Raw genomic sequence first — 23,417 nt, forward strand, 5'->3', positions numbered from 1 at the left:
TGCCCGGACCCGGCGCGGCGGCACGTGCGCGGCGCCCCGCGCCATGGCGGCGGATGGGGTCCGCCGGCCCGAGCGCCTTCGCTTCAGAACTTGTAGCTCACCGTTCCCAGCACCGTCCTGCTCGCGCCGTAATAGCATCCCGTGGCCGAGATGCAGGTCGACACATAACGCTTGTTGAACAGATTGGTCGCGTTGACCGACAGGCTCACCCCGTTGAGACCGGCGAACGCCTTGCCGAGGTCATAGCTGAGCGAGGCATCGAACAGCGTCACCGCGGGGATGCCATAGAGGTTGGCGGCATCGCCATACGAGCGGCCGATATAGCGCACGCCCGAGCCCAGGCCCAGGCCCTGGAAAGTCCCGCCGAAGAAGGTGTAGTGCACCCACAACGATGCCTGGTGCTCGGGCACGAAGGCCAGCATGTTGCCGACCGTGGTGACGCCGGCCGCGTTGGGATTGGCCTTGGTGACCTTGCTGTCCGTGTAGGCATACGACGCCGTCACGTCCAGCCCGCGCATCGGCGAGGCCTTGCCTTCGAGCTCGATGCCGCGCACGCGGGCCTCGCCGCTCTGCACGCTGTAGCTGATGTTCAGCGGATCCGGCGTGAGCACATTGGACTGGCGCAGCTCGAACGCCGACAGCGTGATGAAGGCGTTGGTCCCGTTCGGCTGGAACTTCACGCCGACTTCGGTCTGGCGGCCGCGCGTGGGATCGAACGGGGCGCCGGTGCGGCCGGTGCCGGCCTGGGGCTGGAACGAGGTCGAATAGCTCACGTACGGCGCGATGCCGTTGTCGAACTGATAGACCATGCCGGCGCGGCCGGTGAAGGCGGTGTCGCTCTGATTGAGCGAAACGGTGCGGCCGGTGCTGGCGGTGAGCGTGTCGGTGTCGCTGCCGGCCCAGTCGTAGCGGCCGCCGAGCAGGAACGTGAAGCGGTTCCAGGCGATGCTGTCCTGCAGATAGCCGCCGACCTGCTGGCGCGACTGCGTGACGCGCGTGGCCAGCGGCGGGCGCGAGACCGAGGCCCCGTAGACGGGGTTGAAGACATCGATGGGCGGCACCATGACGAGCTGGGATTCGTCGTAGCGCGCGTCCTCGCGCTGGTAGTCCACGCCCATCAGCACCGTGTGCCGCAGCGCGCCGGTGGCGAACTTCGCTTCGGCCTGGTTGTCGATGGCGAAGATGCCGCTGTGCTCGGGGAAGGCCCATCCGTAGCGCGACAGCGTGCGCTGGTCGGCGCCCAGGCTGATGGCCTGCACGCGCTGCGTATCGGTGTTCACGTAGGTATAGCGCACGTTCTGCCGGAACTGCCAGGTGTCGCTGGCGCGATGCGAGAACGCGTAGCCGAACATGGCCTGCTCGCTGTCGAAGCGGTCGTAGTTCGGCTCCGCGATAAAGCGGTTGGTGGGAATCGCGCCGTTGACATTGGGCAGCAGGGTGCCCACCGCCGGCAACGCCTGTGGCGCGCCGCCGCCATCGGAGCGCAGCTTCTGGTATTGCGCGAGCAGCGTGAGCGAGGTGTCCGCGGTGGGGCGCCAGGTCAGGCTGGGCGCGACGTACACGCGCTTCTCGTTGAGATAGTCGATCTGGGTGCCGGTGTCGCGCGCCAGGCCGACCACGCGATACAGGACCTTGCCGTCGCCGTCGAGCGGGCCGGTGAGATCGATGGCGCCCTGGGCGCGGCCAAAGCTGCCGGTCTGGAGCTGGAGCTCGCGCGAGGCCTCGGCCTGCGGCATCTTGCTCTGCATATTGAGCAGGCCGCCCGGCGCGCTCTGGCCATACAGGACCGAGGCCGGGCCTTTGAGCACCTCGATGCGCTCGAGCCCGTACGGCTCGACCTTGGCCTGCGAATAGCCGCGCGCGCCGAACGGCAGGCGCAGGCCGTCCAGATAGCGCAGCGGCACGAAGCCGCGCACGGTCAGCCAGTCGTAGCGCAGATCGGTGTTGCCGTACGGGCTGACCAGCCCCGGCGTGTACTGCAGCGCCTGCGTCACGCTCTGCACGCCGTGCTCGTCCATCTCCTGCCGCGTGACCACATTGATGGCCTGCGGAATCTCGATCAGCGGGGTGTCGGTCTTGGTGCCGCTGCCGGTGCGGTGCGCGACCATGCCGGCGGCCTGCTCGCCGCCGTCGGCCCGCGCGCTGACCGTCACCGGGGGCAGGGTGGCATCCGAGCGCTCGGACGGGGCCTGGACCACGGTATAGGTGCGGGGTCCGTTGGACACCAGTTGCAGGCCCGAGCCCGCCAGCAGGCGGCCCAGCGCGTCCTCGACGGTCAGCGTGCCGCGCACGGCCGGCGCGCGCCGGCCTTCGGCCACCGTGGTGGAAAACAGGATCTGCACGTCGGACTGGCGCGCGAGCGCGGCCAGCGACTGCGCCAGCGGCTGGGCCGGGATGTCGACCGGCGTGGCCACGCTCTGCGCGATGGCGCCGGCCGCGAACAAGGCGGCGAGGGCGGCCGAGAGCGGCGCGAGCACGTGGGAAAACGGACGGGCGCCGGCGGGGCGGCTGCGATGCCCGGCGCGGCGCGCGGGCAGACTACGAACGATCGGCTTCAACGATTCCTCCTGAATCTGGCCGGTGCATCCGGCCTTTACAGGTAGGTGCCGAACGAAACGCGCGCGATGTACACCTGCGCGCCAAAAAAAATTTTCCGCGGTCAGTTCATGGCCTCATGGCCTCATGGCGCGCCGCGCGCGGCGAGGTGCACGCTGCCGTCGGCGGCGGTGCGCACGGTCACCGGCAGGATGCCGGGCAGCAGCGGCAGCATCGCGTCGACCTGGTCGCGGTCGAATTCGGCCGACAGCCGCAGCGCCGCGGCACGGGCATCGTCGATGACGATGGGGCGGTGCGCGTGCGGCTGCATCTCGCGCACCGCCTCGGCCAGCGTCAGCCCGTCGAACGAGAGCTTGCCGCGGCGCCACGCCGTGGCGCGCTCGGCGTCGACATGGAATACCGCCGAGGGCAAGCCGCCGTCGGGCACGTCGACCCGCTGGTTCGCTTCGAGCCGGCGCGTCTGGTTGCCCGCGCTGACCTCGACCGCGCCTTCGAGCACGATCACGCGCGTGCCGCCGGGCTGCAGGCGCACATCGAACACCGTGCCGATGTCGCGCACGCGCGTATCGCCCGCGGTGACCGTGAACTCACGCGGGCCGTGCGCCACGCGGAACAGCGCCTCGCCGGCCTCGAGCGACAGCCGGCGCGAGCGCAGGTGCCAGGCCACGGCGACCGTGCTGCCGCCGTCGAGCTGGACCTCGCTGCCGTCCGCCAGCATGCGGGACATGCTCTGGCCGGGGGCGGCCGCGACGAGGTCGCTGCGATAGGCCGGATCGGCAATCCACACCGCCAGCGCGAGCAGCGCCGCGCCGGCCGCGCTGGCGGCCTGCGTGCGGCGGCGGCGCTGCCGGCGCGCCTGCGCCGCCTGCGTGATCTCGTCGACCGACGGAAAGCGCTCGCGCAGCGCCTGCCGGTACGGCGACAGCCGGTCTTCCGCCTGGGGCGCGGCGGGATCCGGCGTGGGGGTAGGCGAAGGTTCGGGCATGGATTCGTTGGGCGGGGCAGGGCAGGCCATAGCGGGCTGCCGATGCAGCGGGGCCGGGGAAGATGTCATGGCGTCCTCACGATTGAGGACGAGCCCGGAGGTTCCACCCTCACGGCGAATTCGTCAATCAGCGGCGCCAGCGTTGCCATGGCGCGCGCCATGTGGCGCGCCACCATCCCGCGCGAGATGCACAGCCGCTCGGCAACTTCGTGCTGCGGCAGGTCGTGCAGCCGGTGCAGCACGAAGACGTCGCGGCAGCGCGGTGGCAGGCTGGCGATGCACTGCTCCAGCCGGTCGACCTGCTGGCGGAATTCCAGCGCCGCGGCGCCGTCCGGGGCCGACGAACCATGCACGTCGGTGACGGCGGCCCATTCGTCCAGGGCTTCTTGCCGAGCCTGGTCGGCCCGGTATCTATCGATGGCGCGATGCGTGGAAATGTGGCGCAGAAAGGCCAGCGGCCTGGCCACCGCGTCCACGGGCGGACGCTCCAGCAACTGCACGCAGACGTCCTGCACCACGTCACGGGCGAAATGGCGGTCGCCAAAGCGGCGGCGGACATGGTCGACCAGGTCGTCGTAATGCCGCATCAGGGCGGCGAACAGCGGAAGGTGTGCGGGATCGCGTAGCAAAGCCGGAAGGAGCCAGGTCCTGGTCGATTCGCGACGGATTATAAATGAGAATCATTATTAATTCAGAAAACTCTTGCATGAAATGAGCGGCAATCGCATGCCCCCGAATCCCCGGCATGGCGTATCCGGCGCACAACCTCGGCCATTTCGGCGGACCCGACGAAAAAAAGCCCGCTTCGCGGCGGGCTTCTCCATGCGGGATGCGCCTGACGGTTCGGCACCGTCAGGCGCGACATCACGGACGATTCACCGAAATGTCGAAGTACGGCTTCGAAACATGCAGGCCGATGTCCACACCCACGCCGGTATTGCCGAGCGTCATCGCGAGCAGTTCGTCCGCCGCGCTGCTCTTGGCACGATAACGCAGGCCATTCGCCGGGACGTTCTGCGTCCAGGTGTCGACCCGGTTGTCATTGGTGCGGTTGCGCGTGTAGGTGTTCGTCTTGGGGTCGACGCTGAGGATCTTGGTGCTCCAGGTTCCCAGCGTGCTGGAACGGTCGGCAAACGCCACGTAGTCCCAGTACGAGTTGGTCGAGCCGGCAACGGGCAGGGCGCGCGCGACCTGCTTGGTGGCAACGATGAGGCCGTCGGATTGGCTGATCACCGCCGACACCAGTCCGTCCGTGCCCTTGAACGCCGCCGCCCGGCCGCTGCCGGTGGCGTCGGTTGCCGAGAAGGAGTTGTCGTTGTTGGCCGTGAGCGTGACCAGATCGCCGGCGCCCCAGCTCGTACAGGCGTTGTCGTCGTTACAGGCGGAAGCGGCGGTCATCTTGCCGTTGGCGTCCAGCGTGAAAGTCAGGCGGGCCGTGCCGTACGTGTTGCCACCATCGGGACTCTGGAAAGCCACTGCATTCCAGTTGCCGGCCAGGTCGGCCAGCGGCAACTGCTGAGCCGGCACGATGAATCCCGGCAGGCCGTTCGGCGCCGCCGCGGCGCCGGTGCTCGGGATCAGCAAGGCCACGCCCGATTTCGAGACCAGCATGCTGGAACCCACATCGGTGATGTCGAAACGGCAAGCGTCGTTCAAGGCGGCCACCAGCGGCCGTACCGGATTCAGGACGATGGCCGAGACCATGCTGGGCGGCGGCGCGGAATTGTCCGTCACGGTCAGCGCGTCGGCGTCGATGGTCAGCGGGGAGAAACTGCCGGGGCGCAGCCCGAAGTATTTGCCCGTGCGCAGGCCCGCGCAAGTGGCGGAAGCCTTCTGCAGAATCGTGCCGATGGCCACCGGGCCTGCATTGCTGCCGATGGCCGTGGACAGATCGGCCACGGTGGCCTTGGACGATGCCAGGCGGGCGGCCAGTTGGTCCAGCAACTGGTCCAGCGCATTGCCGGCCTTGCTGCCGTTGGCGGCCACCAGCGTGCCCTTGAGCGGATCGGCGCCGGAGATGTCCACCAGGCCGGTCAGCGCCAGGCGCACCGTGTCGGTCGAGGTCGACAGATTGGCCGAGGTCAGGCGTGCCTGGGCGGTGGCATCGAACTGGTCGAAGAACGTGCTCGTGCTGCCTTGCGCCAGCGCGGCCGTGAGCAGTTCGGTCAGCGGCGTGATGTTGGCCACGACGTTGGTATCCGTACCGGCTTCCACCACCGAATGCAGTACCGTGCCGTCCGGCGCCACCGCGCTCAGCACGCAAGGGCGCTTGGCATCGGCAATGTTGATCGTGAACGTGCCGTCGGCTGCCGTGGTGGCGCTGCCGCTGCCCGATGCGCACTTGGCCTGCACGGTGACGTTGGCCAGCGCGGCGCCCACTGCGGCAGTGCCGCTGACCTTGGTGGTGACCGCGGCCGGCGCTGCGCTATCCCCCGAACCGCCGCCGCCGCATGCGGAAAGCACGGCAACAGCCAGACCCGTCAAAAGAAGTCTCGATTTCATCCCTGATATCTCTTTGTATGGTTGATTTCCATCGCGCGCGCCGGGATGGCCGACCCTGACCCTCCCTTGGCTCTGGCGTGCACGCCGGGCTGGCATGGTCCGTCAGGCCCACACCAGGCGGTGTGGAGTGTGTCGGAACTGTCTTATGCCCGATACCCAACCAGAGGTGGAATTGACAAGATATGATCCGGGGTACACATGGGGGGATGGCGGTGCCACGGTATGTGTGCGATTTGTATTTGTTGCCGGCGAATGGTGGGACGGGGATCGCCGACATGCCATCCATAAAACTCATAATTAGCCTTATGTTAAATATTGAATCCACGTCCGGCCCAACGTCCACGGCTCCGGCAAGCCCGGCACGACCGCCCAAGCGGCGGTCGCACCCCGCGCTCAACTGACCAAACGCGCCTGTCCGCTCCAATAACGCGCGCGCAGCGTCTTCTTGTCGAGTTTTCCGAGCGACGTGAGAGGAAGCTCGGGTTCGAACGAGACTGACTTGGGCGCGCATACCACGCCCTTTCTCTCGGTGACGAAGTCGATCAGCGCCTGTTCGCTGACGGACGCATCCGGCTTGAGCACGACAAGCGCGGTCACGGCTTCGCCCCATTTTGCATGCGGGACTCCGATCACCGCGGACATGGCGACGGCCGGATGCAAGGCCAGGCAGTTTTCGACCTCGCTCGAGTAGACGTTGAAGCCGCCCGAGATGATCATGTCCTTGGCGCGGTCCACCAGATACAGATAGCCTTCCGCATCGCGGCGAGCCATATCCCCCGTATGGAGCCAGTCGCCCGCGAATGCTTTGTCGGTTTCCTCCGGCCGGTTCAGGTAGCCGGACATCACGAGCGGCCCGCGCACGCATAGTTCGCCGATTTCGCCGGGCGGCACTTCGCGCAGCCGGGCGTCGAGCAGGCGCACCTCATTGCCGGGAATTGGCCGGCCGCAGGAGCCCATGAGATGGGGCCGCCCGGGATCGTGCTCGTCCGCGCGCAGATAGGTGACTGTCATCGGCGCCTCCGCCTGGCCATAGATCTGGCCGAATACCTGGCCGATCTTTCCGAGGGCCTCGGCAAGCCGGGCCGGCGCCATCGGCGCCGCGCCATACCAGATGCGGTGCAGGCTCGACAGGTCGTGGCGCTCCAGCCCGGGAAAGTCGAGCAGCCCGTAGATCTGGCTCGGCACCAGGAAGGTACATGTGATCCGGTGGCGCGCAACGGCTTCGAGGAAGCGCGGCGCGTCGTACTTGTCGAGGAAATACACCGTGCCGCCGCGCAGGAAGGTGGGCAGTATGGCCGCTCCCGCTGCATGCGAGATCGGCGTGGTCGCCAGGAAGCGGACCTGGTCGGGCCATTCCCAGCAGGCGAGCTGCTGCATGGCCATGGTGACGGCGGTCCGGTGATGGTGGACCACGCCTTTCGGCTTGCCCGTGGTGCCGCCGGTGTACGAGATCTTGAAGACGTCGCCGGCTTGCACCTCGAGCGGGAAATCGCCGTCTTCCATCGATGCGGATGCCGCCGCCAGGTCGGTGCCGAACCCGGCAGGACCCAGCGTGAGTACGTGTTCGACAATGCCCAGGCTTGCGAGCGTTGCCCCCCTCTCCCCATGCCGCGGCGTGTCGACCACCAGCGCCTTGATGCTGGCGTCGCGGAGCACGAACGCCTGGTCTTCGGCGGAGCCGAGCGGGTGCAGCGCGGTGTAGCGCAGGCCAAGCAGTTGCGCGGCGATGATGGCGGCCATGGCGTCGACGCGATTGCCGGCCAGCACGCCGATGCCGTCCTGGCGGCGCAGCCCGATCGACAGAAAGTAGCGCGCCATCCGGTGGCACCGGCCCTCGAGCTCGCCGTAGCTCAGGCGAACGTCATCGCCGACCAGCGCTTCGCGGTGGGCGAACGCTTTGAATGCCGAGCGATAGAGCGCGGCAACCGTAGCGCATCCGTAGAGCGGTCCTGAATCCTGCATGTCGAATCTCCTCACTGCTTTTCGATGTGGGCCACGTCGGCCAGCTCCGCGAACCGGTCTGAATCTGCCTTCATTTCCTTGAAGAAGGCCTCGGGCGTGCTGCCCTCCACGCCGAAGTCCAGGTTCTCGAGACGCGCCTTGACGTCGGGATCGGCCAGCGCCACATTCAGCGCGCCGTTGAGCTTGCGCACCACACTCCCCGGCGTGCCTTTGGGCACCAGCATGCCGACATACGACTGATCCTCGAACCCCTTCAAGCCGAGTTCCGCGAGCGTGGGGACGTCCGGCAGCGCGGCCAGCCGCTTCGGGCCGAACACCGCCAGCGGCTTGGTGGCTCCGCTGGCGATGAACGGCTTTTGCGCGGCCACCGTGTCGATCAGCATGTCGACGCGATCGCCATTGATATCGTTCATGGCGGCTGGAACGCCGTTATAGGGCACCTTGACGATCTGCGTATTCGCGAGACGGTTGAGGCGCGCGAAATAGAGCTCGAAAACGCCGGCCGTCACCGCCATGGTGGAACTGCCCGGCTGCTTGCGTTCGCGTTCCACGGCCTGGTGGAACGTGTGCGCCGGATAGGACTTGCGGGCCACCAGCACGACGTTGAGATTGACCGCCTTGCCGACCGGAGAAAAGCTCTTCTCGAAGTCGACCGGCGGATTCTTGTACAGGGCGCGCGCCACCACCAGCGGGGCGCCACCCATCAGCACCGTGTAGCCGTCGGGAGGACTGCCGGCGACGAACTGCGCGCCGATGGCTCCCGACGCGCCCGGCTTGTTCACCACCATCACCGACTGGCCAAGGACCCGCGTCATGCGGTCCGCCAGGACGCGCGCGACGATGTCGTTCGCCCCTCCCGCCTGGTACACCACGACCAGCTTGACCGGCTGCGACGGAAACCTTGCCGCGTCGGGCTCGGCGCGGGCCGCGCCCATGGCTACCGTCGACAGCAGGAAAATCGCCGCGGCCGCGAATGCGTGCGGCCTGCGCCTGGTGAACCGCGGTCGGGTGGTCTGATACTCGGATGTCATCGCTCGTCTCCTGTGCCTGCGGCATCGAATGTGTCACAATGGCTTAATGGTTGAACCATTCTATAGGCAACGATGAGCGAAGAACAAGACAACCCTCGGGTAAGTCCCGAGACACTCGTCCGCCCGGCTTTCCGCCCCGTGCAGGTACGGCGCGCCGCGGATGAGATCGCAAACCAGATCCGCGAGGAAATCACCGGCGGCCGCCTGACGCCGGGCAGCCGGCTGCCGGCGGAGCGGCAATTGGCTGCCGAGCTGGGGGTGTCGCGCAATACGCTGCGCGAGGCCGTGCGCTCGCTCGAGCAGGCGGGACTGGTCGAGACAAAAAAGGGAGCGCAAGGCGGGATCTTCATCGCGCGCGCCGACGGCTCGGTGGTGGTCGAGGGGTTGCTGGATCTCTACCGGCTCGGCGGCATCACCCCGCGCCAGCTCATCCAGGCCCATATCGCGATCGAGCCGGCCATCGTGCGCGAGGCGTGCCGGCTAGCGACCGAAGACGATATCGCCAGGCTGAACCGCAACATCGACGCGGCGGAGGAAGCCACGGCGGCTGGCGAATTCGAGAAAAGATTCACCTTGAATCATGAGTTCCACCGGATGCTGGCGCGCATGGGAGGCAACCCCATCATGGTCGTCCTCGTGGACGGCATGATGGCGCTGCTGGTGGAGTTCATCCTGCGCATCGGCACCTACGAAAACGACGAGATCTTCGCTTCGCGCCGCCGCTTCATGGCGCATTTCGCGCGCGGCGACGCCACAGCCGCCGAGCGCGAAATGGCGGCCTCGCTGGAGCAGTTTCTCGAGTCCTACTTCCCTCCTGAGTAGCCTTCGCGGCAAGGCTGCGCGGGCGGTGGCGCTCTCGCGCGCCGTCGAGGACTCAGCCCGCCAGCTTCCGCCAGAAACGCCAGTCCGACGCGAGCCGCTTGCCTTGCTTCAGCCGGCGCGCGGCCGAGCGCAAGTTCAATGCGTGCGCCGTTTCCAGGATGCGGGCGCGGGCGAGCAGCGTATCGAGGGACGGCAGCGTCCACGTGCCTTTCCAGGCAAACAGCGTGTAGTTACAGCTGTCTTCGGACTGGGAAACGGCAAACGACTCGCCGAACACGGAGCGCACCTCTTCCAGGTAGAACGGGATGTCCTGATCGCTTTCGAGGAAATTGGCGACCAGCACGCCGTCATCGGCAAGCCGCGCGTGACAGGCGCCATAAAAGGCCGCCGTCCCCAGCTGCGCCGGCATGCCGTGCGCGAGAAAACCGTCGACCAGGATCACGTCCGGGCGGGCGTCCTGGCCCTTGACGTACTCGGCGCCGTCCGCGCAGATGACCTGGAGGCGGTCGTCGTCGGGCGGGATATGGAAGGTGTCGCGCAGCGCGATCACGGCCGGATCGATCTCGATGGCCACGACTTTGGCGTTGGGAAGATGCCGGTAGCAATACTTGGCCAGCGAGCCGCCGCCCAGGCCGATCATCGAGATGCGGGCCGGCGCCGGGCGCAGCAGCAGAAATCCCATCATGGTCCGGGTATAGCCCAGCACCAGCTTGTCGGGATCGCGCCGCGACATGAGGCTCTGCGTCGCGTGCACGTCGAAATGGAGCGAAAGCGCGTGATCGGTTTCCAGCACCACCGGCTTTCCGTCATCCGGGGTTTCGGCAAGAAACTTCAAATAGGCTTCGAAGGAGGCGCGGGATGGATCCATCGTGGTGAGGCGGGCTCGCCGCGGTACCAGGCAGTCTGGCCGCGCGTCCCGAAACGCGGTCTCGGGACGCGGTTTTGCCACGTCATGGCAGCCTGGACCAACGCGGACTGTACTCCGGCTATCAGTTGTATACTATGATAATAGCATTATCATACGATACCACTCTGGCACGCATGGAAACCAAGACCGCCCGGCTTACTGTGTTGATTGACCCGGTGAAGAAGAAAGCCTTCGAGACGCTGTGCGCGGCGCAGGATCAGACGCCGTCGCAAGTGGTGCGCCAGCTGATTCGCGGCTACCTGGAGCAGCACGGCGTCGACTATGCGACGCGGCCCCAGCTCGGGTCGGCCGGTTCTGGCCGCAAGCCCAACCCGTAGGGCGGCACGCAGGCACAGCCCCGCCCTCCCCGCACCCTCGTCCGCGCTGCCGGGCGGGCCGCCCCGCCCTCGCCGCCTCCGCCAGGCTCAGTCGCCCAGCGCCACGAACTTCTCGGCAAATTCCTCGGCGTGGATCCTGGCAAGCGCGCTGCGCAGTACCTTCGCCTCGTCCTCGCCATAGACGCGCTCGAAGCGCGCCTGCGCCACCCGCCACAGCCGTTTCGATTCGGTGAGCTTGCTCCTGCCGGCGTCGGTCAGGGCGACAAGGCGGCTACGCCCGTCATCCGGATCCCGCAGCTGCTCGACCAGGCCGTCGCGCTCCAGTGGCTTGATGTTGTGAGCCAGCGCGGAACGGTCGAGCACCAGCGCCTTTGCCAGTTGCCCCATGGACGGCGGCGCGCCCGCGCGGTCGATATGGGCAAGGATCGCGTGCTGCGACAATTTCAGGCCGCAAGGCGCCAGCACGGTGTCGTAGAGCTGGGACACGCGGCGGGTTGCCTTGCGCAGGGCGCCGCCATTGCACAGGGTTGCGTCACTCCGGAGGGATGTCATCGTGGCTGGGCGGATCGGTCCGCGGCTGATAGCGTCAGCGGACGAGCTTACCTCACTTGACATTGCTTGCATATGCACCTACCTTTGCCTCCTTGACTGATTGCATATGCAAGCATGTGATGCGAGCCACGCTGTGCGCCGGCCGCCATGCGAACCCATCCCAGGTGACATGATGACGACTCCCGCAGCCACCAATGCGCCGCATGCCGCCGGCGCCGCGGCGAACCCGCGGCTGCAGGCAATGCTGAAGGGACCGGTTCTGCCCACGGTCGCGCGGCTGGCCTGGCCCAATCTCGCCATGATGCTGGCGCAGTCGAGCACGGGCCTGATCGAGACATGGTTCGTATCGCGGCTCGGCACGGCGCCGCTGGCCGGCATGGCGCTGGTGCTGCCGGTGCTGATGCTGTTGCAGAACATGGCCGGCGGCGCCATGGGCGGCGGCATCGCCGCCGCGGTGTCGCGCGCGCTCGGCAGCGGCAGGCATGCCGACGCCAGCAGCCTCGCGCTGCATGCGGTGGTCATCAACGCGGCCCTGGGCATCGTCACCTCCGCCGCCCTGCTTCTCGCCGGCCCGCAGCTCTACCGCGCACTCGGCGGCAGCGGCGCCGCGCTCGACGCGGCGCTGACTTACTCCGACATCGTGTTCGCCGGCTCCGTCATGATGTGGATCATGAACGCGCTGGCCAGCGTGATCCGGGGCACGGGCAACATGCTCACGCCGGGCGCCGTCATCTGCGGCGGCGCCCTGCTGCTCATACCGCTGTCGCCGAGCCTGATCTTCGGCTGGGGCCCCATGCCGGAGCTCGGCATCGCCGGCGCCGGCGTCGCCATGCTGGTCTACTACACCCTCGGGGCCGCCGTGCTGGCCTGGTATTGCCTGAGCGGGCGCAACCCGGCGAAGCTGCAGGCCGGCCCGCTGCGCTGGCCGCTGGCCATGGAAATACTCTCGGTCGGCGGCGTCGCCGCGATCAACCCGGTGATCACCAACACCATGATCGGCGCCACCACGGCCATGGTCGGCGCCGGCTTCGGCGTATCGGCGCTGGCGGGTTACGGAACCGGCGTGCGGCTGGAGTATCTCGTCATTCCGGTGGCATTCGGCATCGGCGCGCCGCTGGTGGCGATGGTCGGCTCCAACCTCGGCGCCCGCCAGCCGGCGCGCGTGCGCCAGATCGCGCTGACCGGCGGCGCGATGTCGTTCGCGGTGACCGAGGCCATCGGCCTGTGCGCCGCGATCTGGCCGGAGAGCTGGCTCAGGCTGTTCGGCTCCGACCCCGGCATGCTCGCCACCGGCATCACCTACCTGCGCGTGGTCGGCCCCTTCTATGGCTTCTTCGGCCTGGGATTCGCGCTCTACTTTGCCTCGCAGGGCGCGCGCCGCCTGAAGTGGCCGCTGGTGGCCGGTCTTCTGCGGCTGCTGGTCGCGGTCGGCGGCGGGTGGCTGGCGATCCATCTCACCGGCTCGCTGGTCGCGTTCTTCGCGGCGTCGGCGCTCGGCATGGTGCTGTACGGTGTCGTCGTCTCGTCGGTCTTCCTGTTCGGCTTCACGGAGACGGACTAGGCCGGCGCGGTGCCCGCGCCAGCCATGCGAGGCGGCTGGCCGCCTCAGCCGCGCATCGCCGCCAGCACACGCGGGTTGGCGAGGTTCTGCGGCGAGCCCGCGAAGAAGCTGTTGATGTTGTCGAACGCCGTGCCGAAATAAGCCTCGTAGTTGTCGCGCTCGACAAAGCCGATGTGCGGCGTGCACAACGCGTTGTCCAGCTGGAGCAAGGGATGGGCGGCGCCCAGCACCGGTTCCTGCTCGTAGGCGTCGACCGCGGCGAAGCCGGGGCGCCCGGCGCGCAGCGCCGCCACCAGGGCATCGGGCTCCACCAGCTCGGCGCGGCTGGTGTTGACCAGCAGCGCCTGCGGGCCCATGCGCGCGAGATCGGCGGCGCGGATCAGGCCTTCGGTATCGGCGTTGAGCCGGATGTGCAGGCTGACGATGTCGCTCTCGGCAAAGAAGGCTTCGCGCGAGGGCGCGGCTTCGAAGCCGTCGGCGCGGGCGTCCGACACCGATCCCTCCCTGCCCCACACCCACACCTTCATGCCGAAGGCGCGTCCGTACGCCGCCACCTGCCTGCCGATGCGGCCATAGCTCCAGACGCCAAGCCGCTGGCCGCGCAGCTCCTGCCCCAGCGTGCCCTGCCAGCGGCCGCCGCGCAGCCGGTTGACCTCGGTCACCAGGTGGCGCCGGCTTGCCAGGATCAGCGCCCAGGTCAGTTCCGCCGTGGCGGCGCCCGACCCCGAGCCCTCGGCCACGGCGATCCCGCGCGCGGTGCAGGCCTCCACGTCGACATGGCCGGCCACCTTGCCGGTCTGGCTGATCAGCCGCAGCCCGGGCAGGCGGTCGAGCAGCGCGGCCGTGATCTGGGTGCGCTCGCGCGTGAGCACCAGCGCGTCGGCTTCGCGGAAGCGCTCGGCCAGCGCGTCGAGTGACTTGACGTTGTCCTCGTAGACGGTGACGTCATGGCCGGCCAGCCTGGAGAAGCAGCGCAGGCCGCGGACACAGCCTTGATAGTCGTCGGGAATGACAATTCGCATGGTCGGAACTCCGTGGAAGGCTTATGAAAGAGAGATGTGCAGGCGCTCGACCACGCCCCGCCAGCTCGCCAGGTCCGCGTGGATCAGCGCGCCGAACTCCGCCGGCGGCATGCCGCCCGGCTCGATCCCCTGCGCCTTCAGGTACTTCTGCCCGGCCTCGCTCTGGATGGCGCGCCGCGTTTCCTGGTAGAGCCGCTGCTGGATGTCGGGCGGCGTGCCGGCGCGCGTCAGCATGCCGTACCACGCATGGATGTCGAAGCCGGGATAACCGGAAGCGGCGATGGTCGGGACCTCGGGCAGCACCGAGGAACCGCTGCTGGGCGCCAGCGCGAGCGCGCGCAGCTTGCCGGATTTGAGGTAAGGCAGCGCGGTGGGCACGTCGAGGAACATGAACTGGATCTGCCCGGCCAGCAGGTCGGTCAGCGCCGGCGAGGCGCCGCGATATGGCGCATGCACGGCACGGATGCCCGCGCGCTCGGCGAACATGGCGCCGGCCAGATGCGCCGAAGTGCCGTTGCCGGACGAGCCGTAGTTCATCGAGCCCGGCGACTTGCGCGCCATCGCGACGAGGTCCTGCAGCGTGCGCGCCGGATAGTCGCCGCGCACCACCAGCGCGTGCGGGATGAACCCCACCACGGTCACCGGCGCGAAATCCCGCTCGGCCACGAACGGCAGCGACGGCATTAGCGCCGGATTCGTGACCAGCTGGATCGAGGAGAGCACCATGCTGTAGCCGTCGGCCGGCGCGTTGGCGACCACGTTCAGGCCAATCACGCCGCCCGCGCCCGGCCGGTTGTCCACTACCACCGGCTGCGCCAGCCCCGCGCCCATCTGGCGCGAGAGCATGCGCGCAATGCCGTCGACGGGCCCGCCCGCGGCGAACGGCACCACCAGCCGCACCGGCTTGTCCGGGTATGCCGCGGCGTGCGCGCGCGGCAGCCAGCCGCCGCACAGCGCCGCCGGCGCGGCCAGCAGCAGCGCCCGGCGGCGGCGAAGAATATGGGCCATGCCAATGTCTCCTTTCTTATCGTGTGCCGTCGATGCGGCATGCCTTGATTCCAGCCGAGTTTAAGAGAAGTTTTTCCCAAAACGGCCGGCCATTTCCGGGCAATGGAAATGCGCGCGCCCCGTTCCTGTTCTCCGCGCCGCTTGTCGCATACATTGTGATCAGCCCGGTATGCCTTTGGCAGGCGCCCCCACATCCCGAGGAAAAGCCATGACGACCTACCAGTTGCACGTCAACGGCGCAGTCGCGCCCGTCGACGTGGAAGACGACACGCCCCTGCTCTACGTGCTGCGCGACACGCTCGGCCTGCACGGCCCCAAGTTCGGCTGCGGGCTGGGCCAGTGCGGCGCCTGCACGGTGCTGTTCAACGGCGCCGCCACGCGCTCCTGCGTCCTGCCGGTGTCGGCCGTGGGAACCGCCGCCATCGTCACGCTGGAAGGGCTCGGCTCGCCGGACAAGCCGCACCCGGTGCAGCAGGCGTTCATCGACGAGCAGGCCGCGCAGTGCGGCTACTGCATCAACGGCATGGTCATGACATCGGTGGCGCTGTTGTCGCGGACGCCCAACCCGGACGACACTCAGATCCGCAATGCGCTGGCGGCCAACCTGTGCCGCTGCGGCACGCATACCCGCATCGTCAAGGCGGTGCGCCGCGCCGCGCAGGCCGCCGCCGGGGAGGCATGAACATGGACCGCCGGGATTTCCTCAAGCGCAGTGGCGGGCTGGTGGTCTCGTTCACGCTGGGCGGCCTGCCGCTGGCGGCCGGCGCGCAGGCGGCCGGCGGCACGGCCGGGACCGCCGGAACGACGGGCGCGGGCAAGAGCATGGCCAAGAACGAGGTCGATGCGTGGCTGGCCATCGGCACCGACGGCAGCGTCACGGTGTACAGCGGCAAGGTCGACCTCGGCACCGGCGCCCGCACCGCGCTGGCGCAGATGGTGGCCGAGGAACTCGACGTGGGGCTGGACCGGGTCGGCATGGTCATGGGCGACACCCTGCTCACGCCGGACCAGGGCCAGACCGCCGGCAGCCTGACCATCCAGGAAGGCGGCGGCACGCTGCGCCGCGCCGCCGCCAGTGCCCGCCAGGCGCTGGTGGCGCGCGCCGCCGCGCAATGGTCCCTGCCCGCCGCCGGGCTGGCGGTGCGCGACGGCGTGATCTCCAGCGCCGACGGCGGCCACCAGATCGGCTATGCCGAACTCGTCGCCGGCAAGCCGCTCGATATCCCGCTGGACCCGCAGGTGCGCCTCAAGCCGGCGGCGGCGCATGCGCTGGTCGGCAAGAGCGTGCCGCGCGTCGACCTGCCGGCCAAGCTGACCGGGCGTTTCACCTATGTGCACGATTTCCGCCTGCCGGGCATGCTGCACGCGCGCGTGGTGCGCCCGGCCGGCCCCGCGGCCACGCTGCGCGGCGTCGACGAGGACTCGGTGCGCGACATCCCCGGGCTGGTCCGCGTGGTGCGCAAGGAGAATTTCCTCGCGGTGGTGTGCCGGTCGGAATGGGGCGCGGTCAAGGCCGCCCGCGCGCTCAAGGCAGACTGGGAAATGCATCCCAATTTCCCCGCGCAGGACCAGCTTTACGCCTACTGGCGCGCGCTGCCCGAGAGCAAGGTGGAGAGCGTGGCCAGCACCGGCGACGCCGGCGGCGCGCTCGCCACGGCCCGCAAGCGCATCAAGGCCACCTACCTGTTCCCGCCGCACACGCATGGCTCCATCGGGCCGGCGTGCGCGGTGGCGGATTTCCGCGACGGCCATTGCACGATCTGGTCGGCGGCGCAGTCCACCCACTCGCTGCAGGGCGAGATCTCGTCCATGCTCGGCGTGCCCCGGCCCAATGTCCGGCTGATCTATCTCGACGGCGCGGGCTGCTATGGCCGCAACGGCCACGAGGACTGCTCGGCCGACGCCGCGCTGGTCTCGCAGCTCGCCGGCGCGCCGGTCCGGGTGCAGTGGATGCGCGCGGACGAGCACGGCTGGGACCCGAAAAGCCCGCCGGCCATCGTGGACCTGGAAGCCGGCCTGGATGCCCGCGGCAAGCCGGCGGGCTGGGTTTCCGATTTCTACCTGGCGCAAGCCCACGGCACGCTGGACGAATTCCCGCTGCTGGCCGCCGTGCTGTCGGGCGTGAAGCGCACCGGCTACATCACCGGCAACATCCAGAAGAACGCCGACGTGCCGTATGCCTTCCCCGCCGTCAGCACCCGCATCCACCGCATGGTCGACCACGCGTTCCGCACCGCCCACCTGCGCTCGCCGGGCCGCATGCAGAACACCTTCGCCAACGAGGCCTTCTTCGACGAGCTGGCCGCCGCCGCGGGCGCGGACCCCTTGCAGTGGCGCCTGGCCTACCTGTCCGACCCGCGCGCCCGCGCCGTGCTGCAAGACGTGGCGCGCCTGTCGAAATGGCAGGCGCGCCCGTCGCCGGCCCCGCGCCAGCGCGGCGACGTGGCGCGCGGCCGGGGCCTCGCCTTCATCCACTACGACAACGAACGGACCTACGTGGCGCTAGTCGCCGAGGTGGCGGTCAGCCGCAAGGACGGCCGCATCCGCGTCACGGACATCTGGTGCAGCCACGATTGCGGCCAGGTCGTCAACCCGGACGGCACGCGCAACCAGATCGAAGGCGGCGTGGTGCAGAGCATCAGCCGCGTGCTGTTCGAGGAAGTGCGTTTCGACCGCGACAGGATCACCTCGCTGGACTGGGCGGCTTACCCGATCCTGCGCTTCCCCGACGCGCCGCGCATCACGGTGAACCTGCTCGACCATCCGGACTCGCCGCCCTGGGGGGCCGGCGAGATGGCCCCGGCCACCGTGCCCGCGGCGATTTCGAACGCGGTGTTCGACGCCACCGGCGTGCGCATGCGCACCGTGCCGTTCCTGCCGGACGCCGTGCTGGCCGGACTGAAGCGCGGGCAGGCCGCCTGACCCGCCCCGGCTGCCTCGCGGGCGTGCCGCGAACAGCGCGCCCGCGGGCAAGCTCAGATCACCGGATTGCGCCCGCCGTTGACCGACAGGATCGCGCCGACGATGTAGCTGGCGCGCTCGCTGGCGAGGAACAGCGCCGCGTCGGCCACCTCCTCGGGCCGGCCGTAGCGGCCCAGCGGCACGTCGGCCGCGGTGCGCGCGAAGGCCTCGTCGCGGCTGATGTCGAGGCGCCTGGCCTCGAGCGCCAGCGACTGCTCCACGCGCCCGGTGAGCGTGTAGCCCGGGTTGATGGCGTTGATGCGGATGCCCAGCGCGGCGTAGTGCGCGGCGTGGCCCACCGTGGACAGCATCAGCGCGGCATTCGCCGCGCCGCCGGAGAGATGGGTGGAGGTGGGCATTTTCCCGCCGGAGCCGATGATGTTGACGATGGCGCCCCTGCCGCGCGGCCGCATATGCGCCAGCACCGCTTCCTGCGCATTGGCGACCGGAAAATACTTGTCCTCCATGCCCGCGCGCAGCGCATTGCCGTCGAGCGCCTCGGGCTCGTAGCGCTTGGCCGCGCCGGCGCTGTTGATGAGCACGTCGACCGGGCCCTGCGCGTCTTCGATGGCCGCCACCACCTTGGCCGCGTCCTCGTACACCGACAGGTTGACCGCGTAGCCGCTGGCCTCGATCCCTTCCTGCCCGAGCGCGGCCAGCGCGCGCTCGACGTTGCCGATGTCCCTGGAGATGATGGCCACGCGCGCGCCCTCGCCCGCGAACGCCCGCGCGCACGCCAGTCCGATCCCTTTGCTGCCGCCGGTGACGACGACGAGCTTGTCCTGCAGGTTGAGTTCCACCGCTGCACTCTCCGTTGGTTGCCGTTGATATCGCCGCCATCGTAACCGGGCTTGCGGCCGCGCGTGGGGCGGCAGGCATGCCGCGTGCCGCCGCCGCGAAGCCCCGCCCCGGCGAAACCCTGAGCGCCCGGCAAGGCGCAAGCCGCTTTTTCGTCACTGGCCCCGGCCGGAAACGGCATCCCTGAACCCCGACTTCAGTGGGGGGAAATTGCCGCCACGAAGGGGCCGATAAGGTAGGCGGGGGGCTGGCGGCCCGCTGCCGGAAAAAGGCCGCGCGCAAGCCACGGAGAAGCCCCTTTTCACGGGCGTCGATACGCCCTTCCAAGCGTCGACAAGAAGGAAATCATGGCACGCATACGCGACCTGCGGATCGGGACCCGGCTGGGACTGGGGTTCTTCGTAGTTTTGTTCCTGCTGGTGGTCAACACCCTCATCGGCCTTTATTGCCTGCAGACCGTCTCGCAGGACGCGCGCCGGATGATGGACCTGCCGCTGGCGAAGGAGCGCATGCTGGCGGACTGGAACCGCTTCGTCTACGCGGGCATCCGCCGCACCACGGCCATCGCCAAGAGCAGCGACCATTCCCTGGCCGCCTTCTTCGCCAAGGATGCCGCCGCCTCCACCGCCGCTTCGCAGGACCTGGCCAAGAAGATCGAGGCGCTCGCCGAGACCGCGCCGGAACGCGCGCTGTTGCAGGAGCTGGCCGGCGTGCGCAAGCAGTACCTCGATGCGCGCACGCGCATCGCGCAGGCGCAGGACGCCCAGCAGCAGGCCGAGGCCGACCGCGTGCTGGAGCAGGAATACATGCCGGCGGCAAACAGCTATGAGACGGCCGTGCAGAAGCTGCTGGACTACCAGCGCGAGCAGATGGACACCATGGCGGCGAACAACGAAGCCCTGGCCGCCAGGAGCCGCACCATCCTGGTGGCGCTGGTGGTGATCTCGGCGTGCTTCGGCTTTGGCTTCTCGCGCTGGCTCACCGCGGGCATCACCCGCCCCATCGGGCAGGCGGTCGCCGTGGCCAGGAAAGTCGCGCAGGGCAACCTGCGCGAAGACGCCGGCGACGCGGCCGACACCGCCAAGGACGAAACCGGCATGCTGCTGCGCTCGCTCATCGACATGAAGGGCAACCTGGCGCGCATCGTCGCGGAAATGCGCAGCCGCGCGGACACCATCTCCTCGGCCTCCACGCAGATCGCCGCGGGCAACACCGACCTGTCGGCGCGCACCGAGCACCAGGCCAGCTCGCTGCAGGAAACCGCCGCGTCCATGGAAGAGCTGACCGGCACCGTCAGGCAGAACTCCGAGAACGCCAGGCAGGCCAACCAGCTCGCGCTGTCGGCCTCCGACGTGGCGGCCCGGGGCGGCTCGCTGGTCAACCAGGTCGTCGACACCATGGGTACCATCAGCGAATCCTCGGCCCGGATCGGGGAGATCATCGCGGTGATCGAGGGCATTGCCTTCCAGACCAACATCCTCGCGCTCAACGCGGCGGTCGAGGCGGCCCGCGCCGGCGAGCAGGGGCGCGGCTTCGCGGTGGTGGCCCAGGAAGTGCGCAGCCTGGCCCAGCGCTCCGGCTCCGCCGCCAAGGAAATCAAGGTGCTGATCGACGACTCGGCCTCGAAGGTGGCGATCGGCAACGACCTCGTGGCGCAGACCGGGCGCACCATGGAAGACGTGGTCGGCAGCATCCGGCGCGTGACCGACATCATGGCCGAGGTCACCGCGGCCACGCACGAACAGGCCGCCGGCATCGAGCAGGTCAACGAAGCCGTGAGCCAGATGGACCACGTGACCCAGCAGAACGCCGCGCTGGTCGAGCAGGCGGCGGCCGCGGCAGGCTCCCTGCAGGACCAGGCGAGCGGGCTGATGCAGGCCGCCGGCCGCTTCCAGCTCGCCTAGGCGGGCGGGCCGGGGCGGCGGCGGGTTTCCCCTCTCTCCCTCCCGTGCGAATGGGAGGAGGACTGCGACCACGCGCTCGCGCGCGCCGACTCAGAACAGATCCCGCTGCCCCGTCACCAGCCTTGAGAAATCCTCGTCCAGGAACGGCAGGATGGCGTCCGCCACCGGCTGCAGCTGGCGCTCCAGGTAATGGCCGTAGTCGAGCGCGGCGCGCCGCGTCTCCAGTGGCTCGGGCCCGGCGGTGGTCATCACGTAGCTGATCCAGCCGCCGTTCTGGTACTGCAGCGGCCGCCCTTCGCGCTGGTTGAATTCGTCGGCCGTGCGCGCGGCGCGCACGTGCGGCGGCACGTTGCGCTGGTAGGCTTCCAGCGGCCGCCGCAGGCGCTTGCGGTAGACCAGCAGGTCGTCGAACTCGCCATCGAGGGTGCGCGCCACGTAGTCCCGCACGTATTCGCGGTAGGGCTGCTTCTTGAACACGCGCTGGTACAGCTCCTGCTGGAACCGCTGGGCCAGCGGCGTCCAGTCGGTGCGCACGGTCTCCAGCCCCTTGAACACCATTTCCTCGTTGCCGTCCTGGTCCGCCACCAGCCCGGCGTAGCGCTTCTTGCTGCCCTGCTCCGCGCCGCGCACGGTGGGCATCAGGAAGCGGTGGTAATGGGTATCGAACTCCAGCTCCAGCGCGCTTTCCAGCCCGTAGGCCTCGCGCAGGTGGCCGCGCCACCACTGGTTCACGTGGTCCACCAGCGCGCGGCCGAGCTGCCGCGCGTCATGCTCCGAGTGCGGGTGCCTGAGCCAGACGAAGGTGGAGTCGGTATCGCCGTAGATGACCTCGTAGCCGCGCGCTTCGATCAGCTCGCGCGTGCGGTGCATGATCTCGTGGCCGCGCATGGTGATCGACGAGGCCAGGCGCGGGTCGAAGAAGCGGCAGCCGCTCGATCCCAGCACGCCGTAGAAGGCGTTCATGATGATCTTGAGCGCCTGCGACAGCGGCTGGTTGCGCTGGCGCTTGGCGGCCTCGCGCTCCTGCCAGATCTGGCTGACGATGGCCGGCAGGCTGTGCTTGCCGCGCGAGAAGCGCGCGCCGCGGAAGCCCGGCACCGAGTCGGCGTCGGACGGATGCCGCATGCCCTCCACCAGCCCGACCGGATCGATCAGGAAGGTGCGGATGATGGACGGATACAGGCTCTTGTAGTCCAGCACCAGCACCGAATCGTACAGGCCGGGCCGCGAGTCCATGACGAAGCCACCGGGGCTGCCCGCCTCGGGCACGTCGCCGAGGTTGGGCGCCACGTAGCCCTGCCGGTGCATCAGCGGCATGTACAGGTGGCTGAATGCCGCCACCGAGCCGCCGCTGCGGTCGGCCGCCAGCCCGGTGACGGCGGCGCGCTCGAGCAGGAAGTGCAGCAGCTCGGTCTTGGCGAAGATGCGCGTGACCAGCTCGCAGTCCTTGAGGTTGTAGCGCGCCAGCGCGGGTTTGTCCTCGGCGAAGCGGCGGTCGATCTCCGCCATGCGCTGGTACGGGTTGTCGATGGACTTGCCTTCGCCGAGCAGCGCCTGCGCCACGCTCTCCAGGCTGAACGAGGGGAAATTCCAGGTGGCCGAGCGCAGCGCCTCGATGCCGTCGACGATCAGGCGGCCCGCGGCGGAGGCGAAATAGTGCTCCTGCTTGAAGCCGTGCTCGCGCCACTCCAGCAGGCCGCCGCCGCGCCCGAAGCGCAGCGGCACGCGATGGCGGTCGGCGTGCTTCTGCAGCACGCGCAGGTCGAACTGCACCACATTCCAGCCGATGACGGCGTCGGGGTCGTGGCGCTCCATCCACTGGTTCAGCCGCTCCAGCATGTCGGCATGGCTGGCGCAATATGCCAGGTCGAAATCGAGGCCGTCGGCGTTGCCGTTGGGCGGGCCGAGCATGTACACCTGGCGCTGGCCGCAGCCTTCCAGCGCGATCGAGTACAGCTCGCCGTGGGCGGTGGTCTCGATGTCGAGCGAGACCAGCTTCAGGCGTGGCCGGTAGTCCGGCGCGGGCTTCATCTGCGCGTTGAGCAGCGGCCCCTGCGCGCCCGGCGCGGGCGGCTCGCCGCCGAACCACACCGGCGCGTTGATGAAGCGCTCCATCAGGTAGCGGTCGGTGGGCCGGATGTCGGCCTCGTAGACATCGACGCCGTATTCGCGCAGCAGCTTTTCCAGCTTGCCGAGCTGGCGGTATTGCGCGCAGTACAGGCCCAGCACCGGGCGCTGGTGGAAGTCGGCCAGCGGCAGCGGCCTGAGCTCGAAGCCGCGCTCGCCGCGCAGGACCTCGGCGGCGCGCTCGCCATGCTCGGCCGGGATGAAGGCCACCGATTGCTGCGGCGCCAGCCGGATATGCCGGGGACCGTCGTCGGTCGCCAGCCAGAACTCGACCTCGGCGCCGGCCGCGGTGTCGCGCCAGTGCCGGGTCAGAAGAAACCCCTGTTGTAGTCGATCCACCCTGTCGTTGCCTTCGCCGCCTGCGCTGCCTGCGCTGCCTTT

Annotated in this window: 18 protein-coding genes; 6 read left to right on the plus strand and 12 right to left on the minus strand. The window is 68.9% G+C overall.

Annotation, left to right across the window (positions count from 1 at the left end; translation table 11 throughout):
- Window positions 1-83: 83 nt before the first annotated feature.
- The 6 genes from ACKI2N_RS27435 to ACKI2N_RS27460 form a co-directional block, all read right to left on the minus strand.
- On the minus strand, window positions 84-2,558 hold the full coding sequence (locus ACKI2N_RS27435; RefSeq protein ID WP_420991990.1) for a TonB-dependent siderophore receptor: 2,475 nt from the start codon (window positions 2,556-2,558) through the stop codon (window positions 84-86).
- Between the two features lie 122 nt (window positions 2,559-2,680).
- On the minus strand, window positions 2,681-3,541 hold the full coding sequence (locus ACKI2N_RS27440) for a FecR family protein (protein ID WP_420991991.1): 861 nt from the start codon (window positions 3,539-3,541) through the stop codon (window positions 2,681-2,683).
- Between the two features lie 65 nt (window positions 3,542-3,606).
- A complete protein-coding gene (locus tag ACKI2N_RS27445) occupies window positions 3,607-4,128 on the minus strand; it encodes an RNA polymerase sigma factor (protein WP_420991992.1) in 522 nt (173 codons plus the stop codon).
- Window positions 4,129-4,405: 277 nt separating this feature from the next.
- Entirely contained in the window at window positions 4,406-6,004 is a 1,599-nt protein-coding gene (locus ACKI2N_RS27450; protein WP_420991993.1) for a hypothetical protein, read from the minus strand.
- 432 nt (window positions 6,005-6,436) lie between these two features.
- Window positions 6,437-8,005, minus strand: coding sequence for an AMP-binding protein (locus tag ACKI2N_RS27455; protein ID WP_420991994.1), 1,569 nt, complete (start codon window positions 8,003-8,005; stop codon window positions 6,437-6,439).
- 11 nt (window positions 8,006-8,016) lie between these two features.
- Window positions 8,017-9,036: a Bug family tripartite tricarboxylate transporter substrate binding protein gene (locus ACKI2N_RS27460; protein WP_420991995.1), complete on the minus strand. Its 1,020-nt coding sequence runs from the start codon at window positions 9,034-9,036 to the stop codon at window positions 8,017-8,019.
- Window positions 9,037-9,108: 72 nt separating this feature from the next.
- On the opposite strand from ACKI2N_RS27460, the gene ACKI2N_RS27465 reads away from it, so the two are divergent.
- Window positions 9,109-9,858, plus strand: coding sequence for a FadR/GntR family transcriptional regulator (locus tag ACKI2N_RS27465; protein WP_420991996.1), 750 nt, complete (start codon window positions 9,109-9,111; stop codon window positions 9,856-9,858).
- A 52-nt stretch (window positions 9,859-9,910) separates the two neighbouring features.
- Here ACKI2N_RS27465 and ACKI2N_RS27470 read toward each other — a convergent pair whose 3' ends face one another.
- Complete coding sequence (locus ACKI2N_RS27470) at window positions 9,911-10,726, minus strand: fused MFS/spermidine synthase (RefSeq protein WP_420991997.1); 816 nt, start codon at window positions 10,724-10,726, stop codon at window positions 9,911-9,913.
- Window positions 10,727-10,899: 173 nt separating this feature from the next.
- Here ACKI2N_RS27470 and ACKI2N_RS27475 point away from each other — a divergent pair, with 173 nt between their 5' ends.
- On the plus strand, window positions 10,900-11,103 hold the full coding sequence (locus ACKI2N_RS27475) for a CopG family transcriptional regulator (protein ID WP_420991998.1): 204 nt from the start codon (window positions 10,900-10,902) through the stop codon (window positions 11,101-11,103).
- 87 nt (window positions 11,104-11,190) lie between these two features.
- On the opposite strand, the gene ACKI2N_RS27480 is transcribed toward ACKI2N_RS27475, so the two are convergent.
- Window positions 11,191-11,655 carry a MarR family winged helix-turn-helix transcriptional regulator gene (locus tag ACKI2N_RS27480; RefSeq protein ID WP_420991999.1) on the minus strand — a complete coding sequence of 155 codons (465 nt, stop codon included), beginning with the start codon at window positions 11,653-11,655 and terminating at the stop codon, window positions 11,191-11,193.
- 172 nt (window positions 11,656-11,827) lie between these two features.
- On the opposite strand from ACKI2N_RS27480, the gene ACKI2N_RS27485 reads away from it, so the two are divergent.
- Window positions 11,828-13,216 (plus strand): MATE family efflux transporter, encoded by a 1,389-nt coding sequence (locus ACKI2N_RS27485; protein WP_420992075.1) that lies wholly within the window; start codon window positions 11,828-11,830, stop codon window positions 13,214-13,216.
- Window positions 13,217-13,260: 44 nt separating this feature from the next.
- Here ACKI2N_RS27485 and ACKI2N_RS27490 read toward each other — a convergent pair whose 3' ends face one another.
- Together ACKI2N_RS27490 and ACKI2N_RS27495 are read right to left on the minus strand one after the other, a co-directional pair.
- The gene (locus ACKI2N_RS27490; protein WP_420992000.1) at window positions 13,261-14,238 is read right to left on the minus strand and encodes a D-2-hydroxyacid dehydrogenase family protein; all 978 of its coding nucleotides are present in this window, start codon (window positions 14,236-14,238) and stop codon (window positions 13,261-13,263) included.
- Window positions 14,239-14,259: 21 nt separating this feature from the next.
- Window positions 14,260-15,246 (minus strand): tripartite tricarboxylate transporter substrate binding protein, encoded by a 987-nt coding sequence (locus ACKI2N_RS27495; protein ID WP_420992001.1) that lies wholly within the window; start codon window positions 15,244-15,246, stop codon window positions 14,260-14,262.
- Window positions 15,247-15,454: 208 nt separating this feature from the next.
- Here ACKI2N_RS27495 and ACKI2N_RS27500 point away from each other — a divergent pair, with 208 nt between their 5' ends.
- Both ACKI2N_RS27500 and ACKI2N_RS27505 read left to right on the plus strand, forming a co-directional pair.
- On the plus strand, window positions 15,455-15,928 hold the full coding sequence (locus ACKI2N_RS27500; RefSeq protein WP_420992002.1) for a (2Fe-2S)-binding protein: 474 nt from the start codon (window positions 15,455-15,457) through the stop codon (window positions 15,926-15,928).
- Between the two features lie 2 nt (window positions 15,929-15,930).
- The gene (locus tag ACKI2N_RS27505) at window positions 15,931-18,168 is read left to right on the plus strand and encodes a molybdopterin cofactor-binding domain-containing protein (RefSeq protein ID WP_420992003.1); all 2,238 of its coding nucleotides are present in this window, start codon (window positions 15,931-15,933) and stop codon (window positions 18,166-18,168) included.
- 53 nt (window positions 18,169-18,221) lie between these two features.
- Here ACKI2N_RS27505 and ACKI2N_RS27510 read toward each other — a convergent pair whose 3' ends face one another.
- On the minus strand, window positions 18,222-19,007 hold the full coding sequence (locus tag ACKI2N_RS27510; RefSeq protein WP_420992004.1) for an SDR family NAD(P)-dependent oxidoreductase: 786 nt from the start codon (window positions 19,005-19,007) through the stop codon (window positions 18,222-18,224).
- A 345-nt stretch (window positions 19,008-19,352) separates the two neighbouring features.
- Between ACKI2N_RS27510 and ACKI2N_RS27515 the strand changes: the two genes are divergently transcribed.
- Window positions 19,353-20,909, plus strand: a complete 1,557-nt coding sequence (locus ACKI2N_RS27515; protein ID WP_420992005.1) for a methyl-accepting chemotaxis protein — start codon at window positions 19,353-19,355, stop codon at window positions 20,907-20,909.
- Window positions 20,910-20,999: 90 nt separating this feature from the next.
- Here the strand turns inward: ACKI2N_RS27515 and ACKI2N_RS27520 are convergent, their stop codons facing one another.
- A complete protein-coding gene (locus ACKI2N_RS27520) occupies window positions 21,000-23,375 on the minus strand; it encodes a DNA polymerase II (RefSeq protein WP_420992006.1) in 2,376 nt (791 codons plus the stop codon).
- Window positions 23,376-23,417 lie beyond the last annotated feature (42 nt).

The sequence above is a fragment of the Cupriavidus sp. 30B13 genome, from assembly GCF_049059565.2.
Classification (GTDB): domain Bacteria; phylum Pseudomonadota; class Gammaproteobacteria; order Burkholderiales; family Burkholderiaceae; genus Cupriavidus.

Coding starts and splice junctions, on each gene's coding strand:
- ACKI2N_RS27440 (WP_420991991.1), bottom strand. CDS start 3,541: ATGCCCGAACCTTCGCCTACCCCCACGCCGGATCCCGCCGCGCCCCAG.
- ACKI2N_RS27445 (WP_420991992.1), bottom strand. CDS start 4,128: ATGCGGCATTACGACGACCTGGTCGACCATGTCCGCCGCCGCTTTGGC.
- ACKI2N_RS27455 (WP_420991994.1), bottom strand. CDS start 8,005: ATGCAGGATTCAGGACCGCTCTACGGATGCGCTACGGTTGCCGCGCTC.
- ACKI2N_RS27460 (WP_420991995.1), bottom strand. CDS start 9,036: ATGACATCCGAGTATCAGACCACCCGACCGCGGTTCACCAGGCGCAGG.
- ACKI2N_RS27465 (WP_420991996.1), top strand. CDS start 9,109: ATGAGCGAAGAACAAGACAACCCTCGGGTAAGTCCCGAGACACTCGTC.
- ACKI2N_RS27470 (WP_420991997.1), bottom strand. CDS start 10,726: ATGGATCCATCCCGCGCCTCCTTCGAAGCCTATTTGAAGTTTCTTGCC.
- ACKI2N_RS27475 (WP_420991998.1), top strand. CDS start 10,900: ATGGAAACCAAGACCGCCCGGCTTACTGTGTTGATTGACCCGGTGAAG.
- ACKI2N_RS27480 (WP_420991999.1), bottom strand. CDS start 11,655: ATGACATCCCTCCGGAGTGACGCAACCCTGTGCAATGGCGGCGCCCTG.
- ACKI2N_RS27485 (WP_420992075.1), top strand. CDS start 11,828: ATGACGACTCCCGCAGCCACCAATGCGCCGCATGCCGCCGGCGCCGCG.
- ACKI2N_RS27490 (WP_420992000.1), bottom strand. CDS start 14,238: ATGCGAATTGTCATTCCCGACGACTATCAAGGCTGTGTCCGCGGCCTG.
- ACKI2N_RS27495 (WP_420992001.1), bottom strand. CDS start 15,246: ATGGCCCATATTCTTCGCCGCCGCCGGGCGCTGCTGCTGGCCGCGCCG.
- ACKI2N_RS27500 (WP_420992002.1), top strand. CDS start 15,455: ATGACGACCTACCAGTTGCACGTCAACGGCGCAGTCGCGCCCGTCGAC.
- ACKI2N_RS27505 (WP_420992003.1), top strand. CDS start 15,931: ATGGACCGCCGGGATTTCCTCAAGCGCAGTGGCGGGCTGGTGGTCTCG.
- ACKI2N_RS27515 (WP_420992005.1), top strand. CDS start 19,353: ATGGCACGCATACGCGACCTGCGGATCGGGACCCGGCTGGGACTGGGG.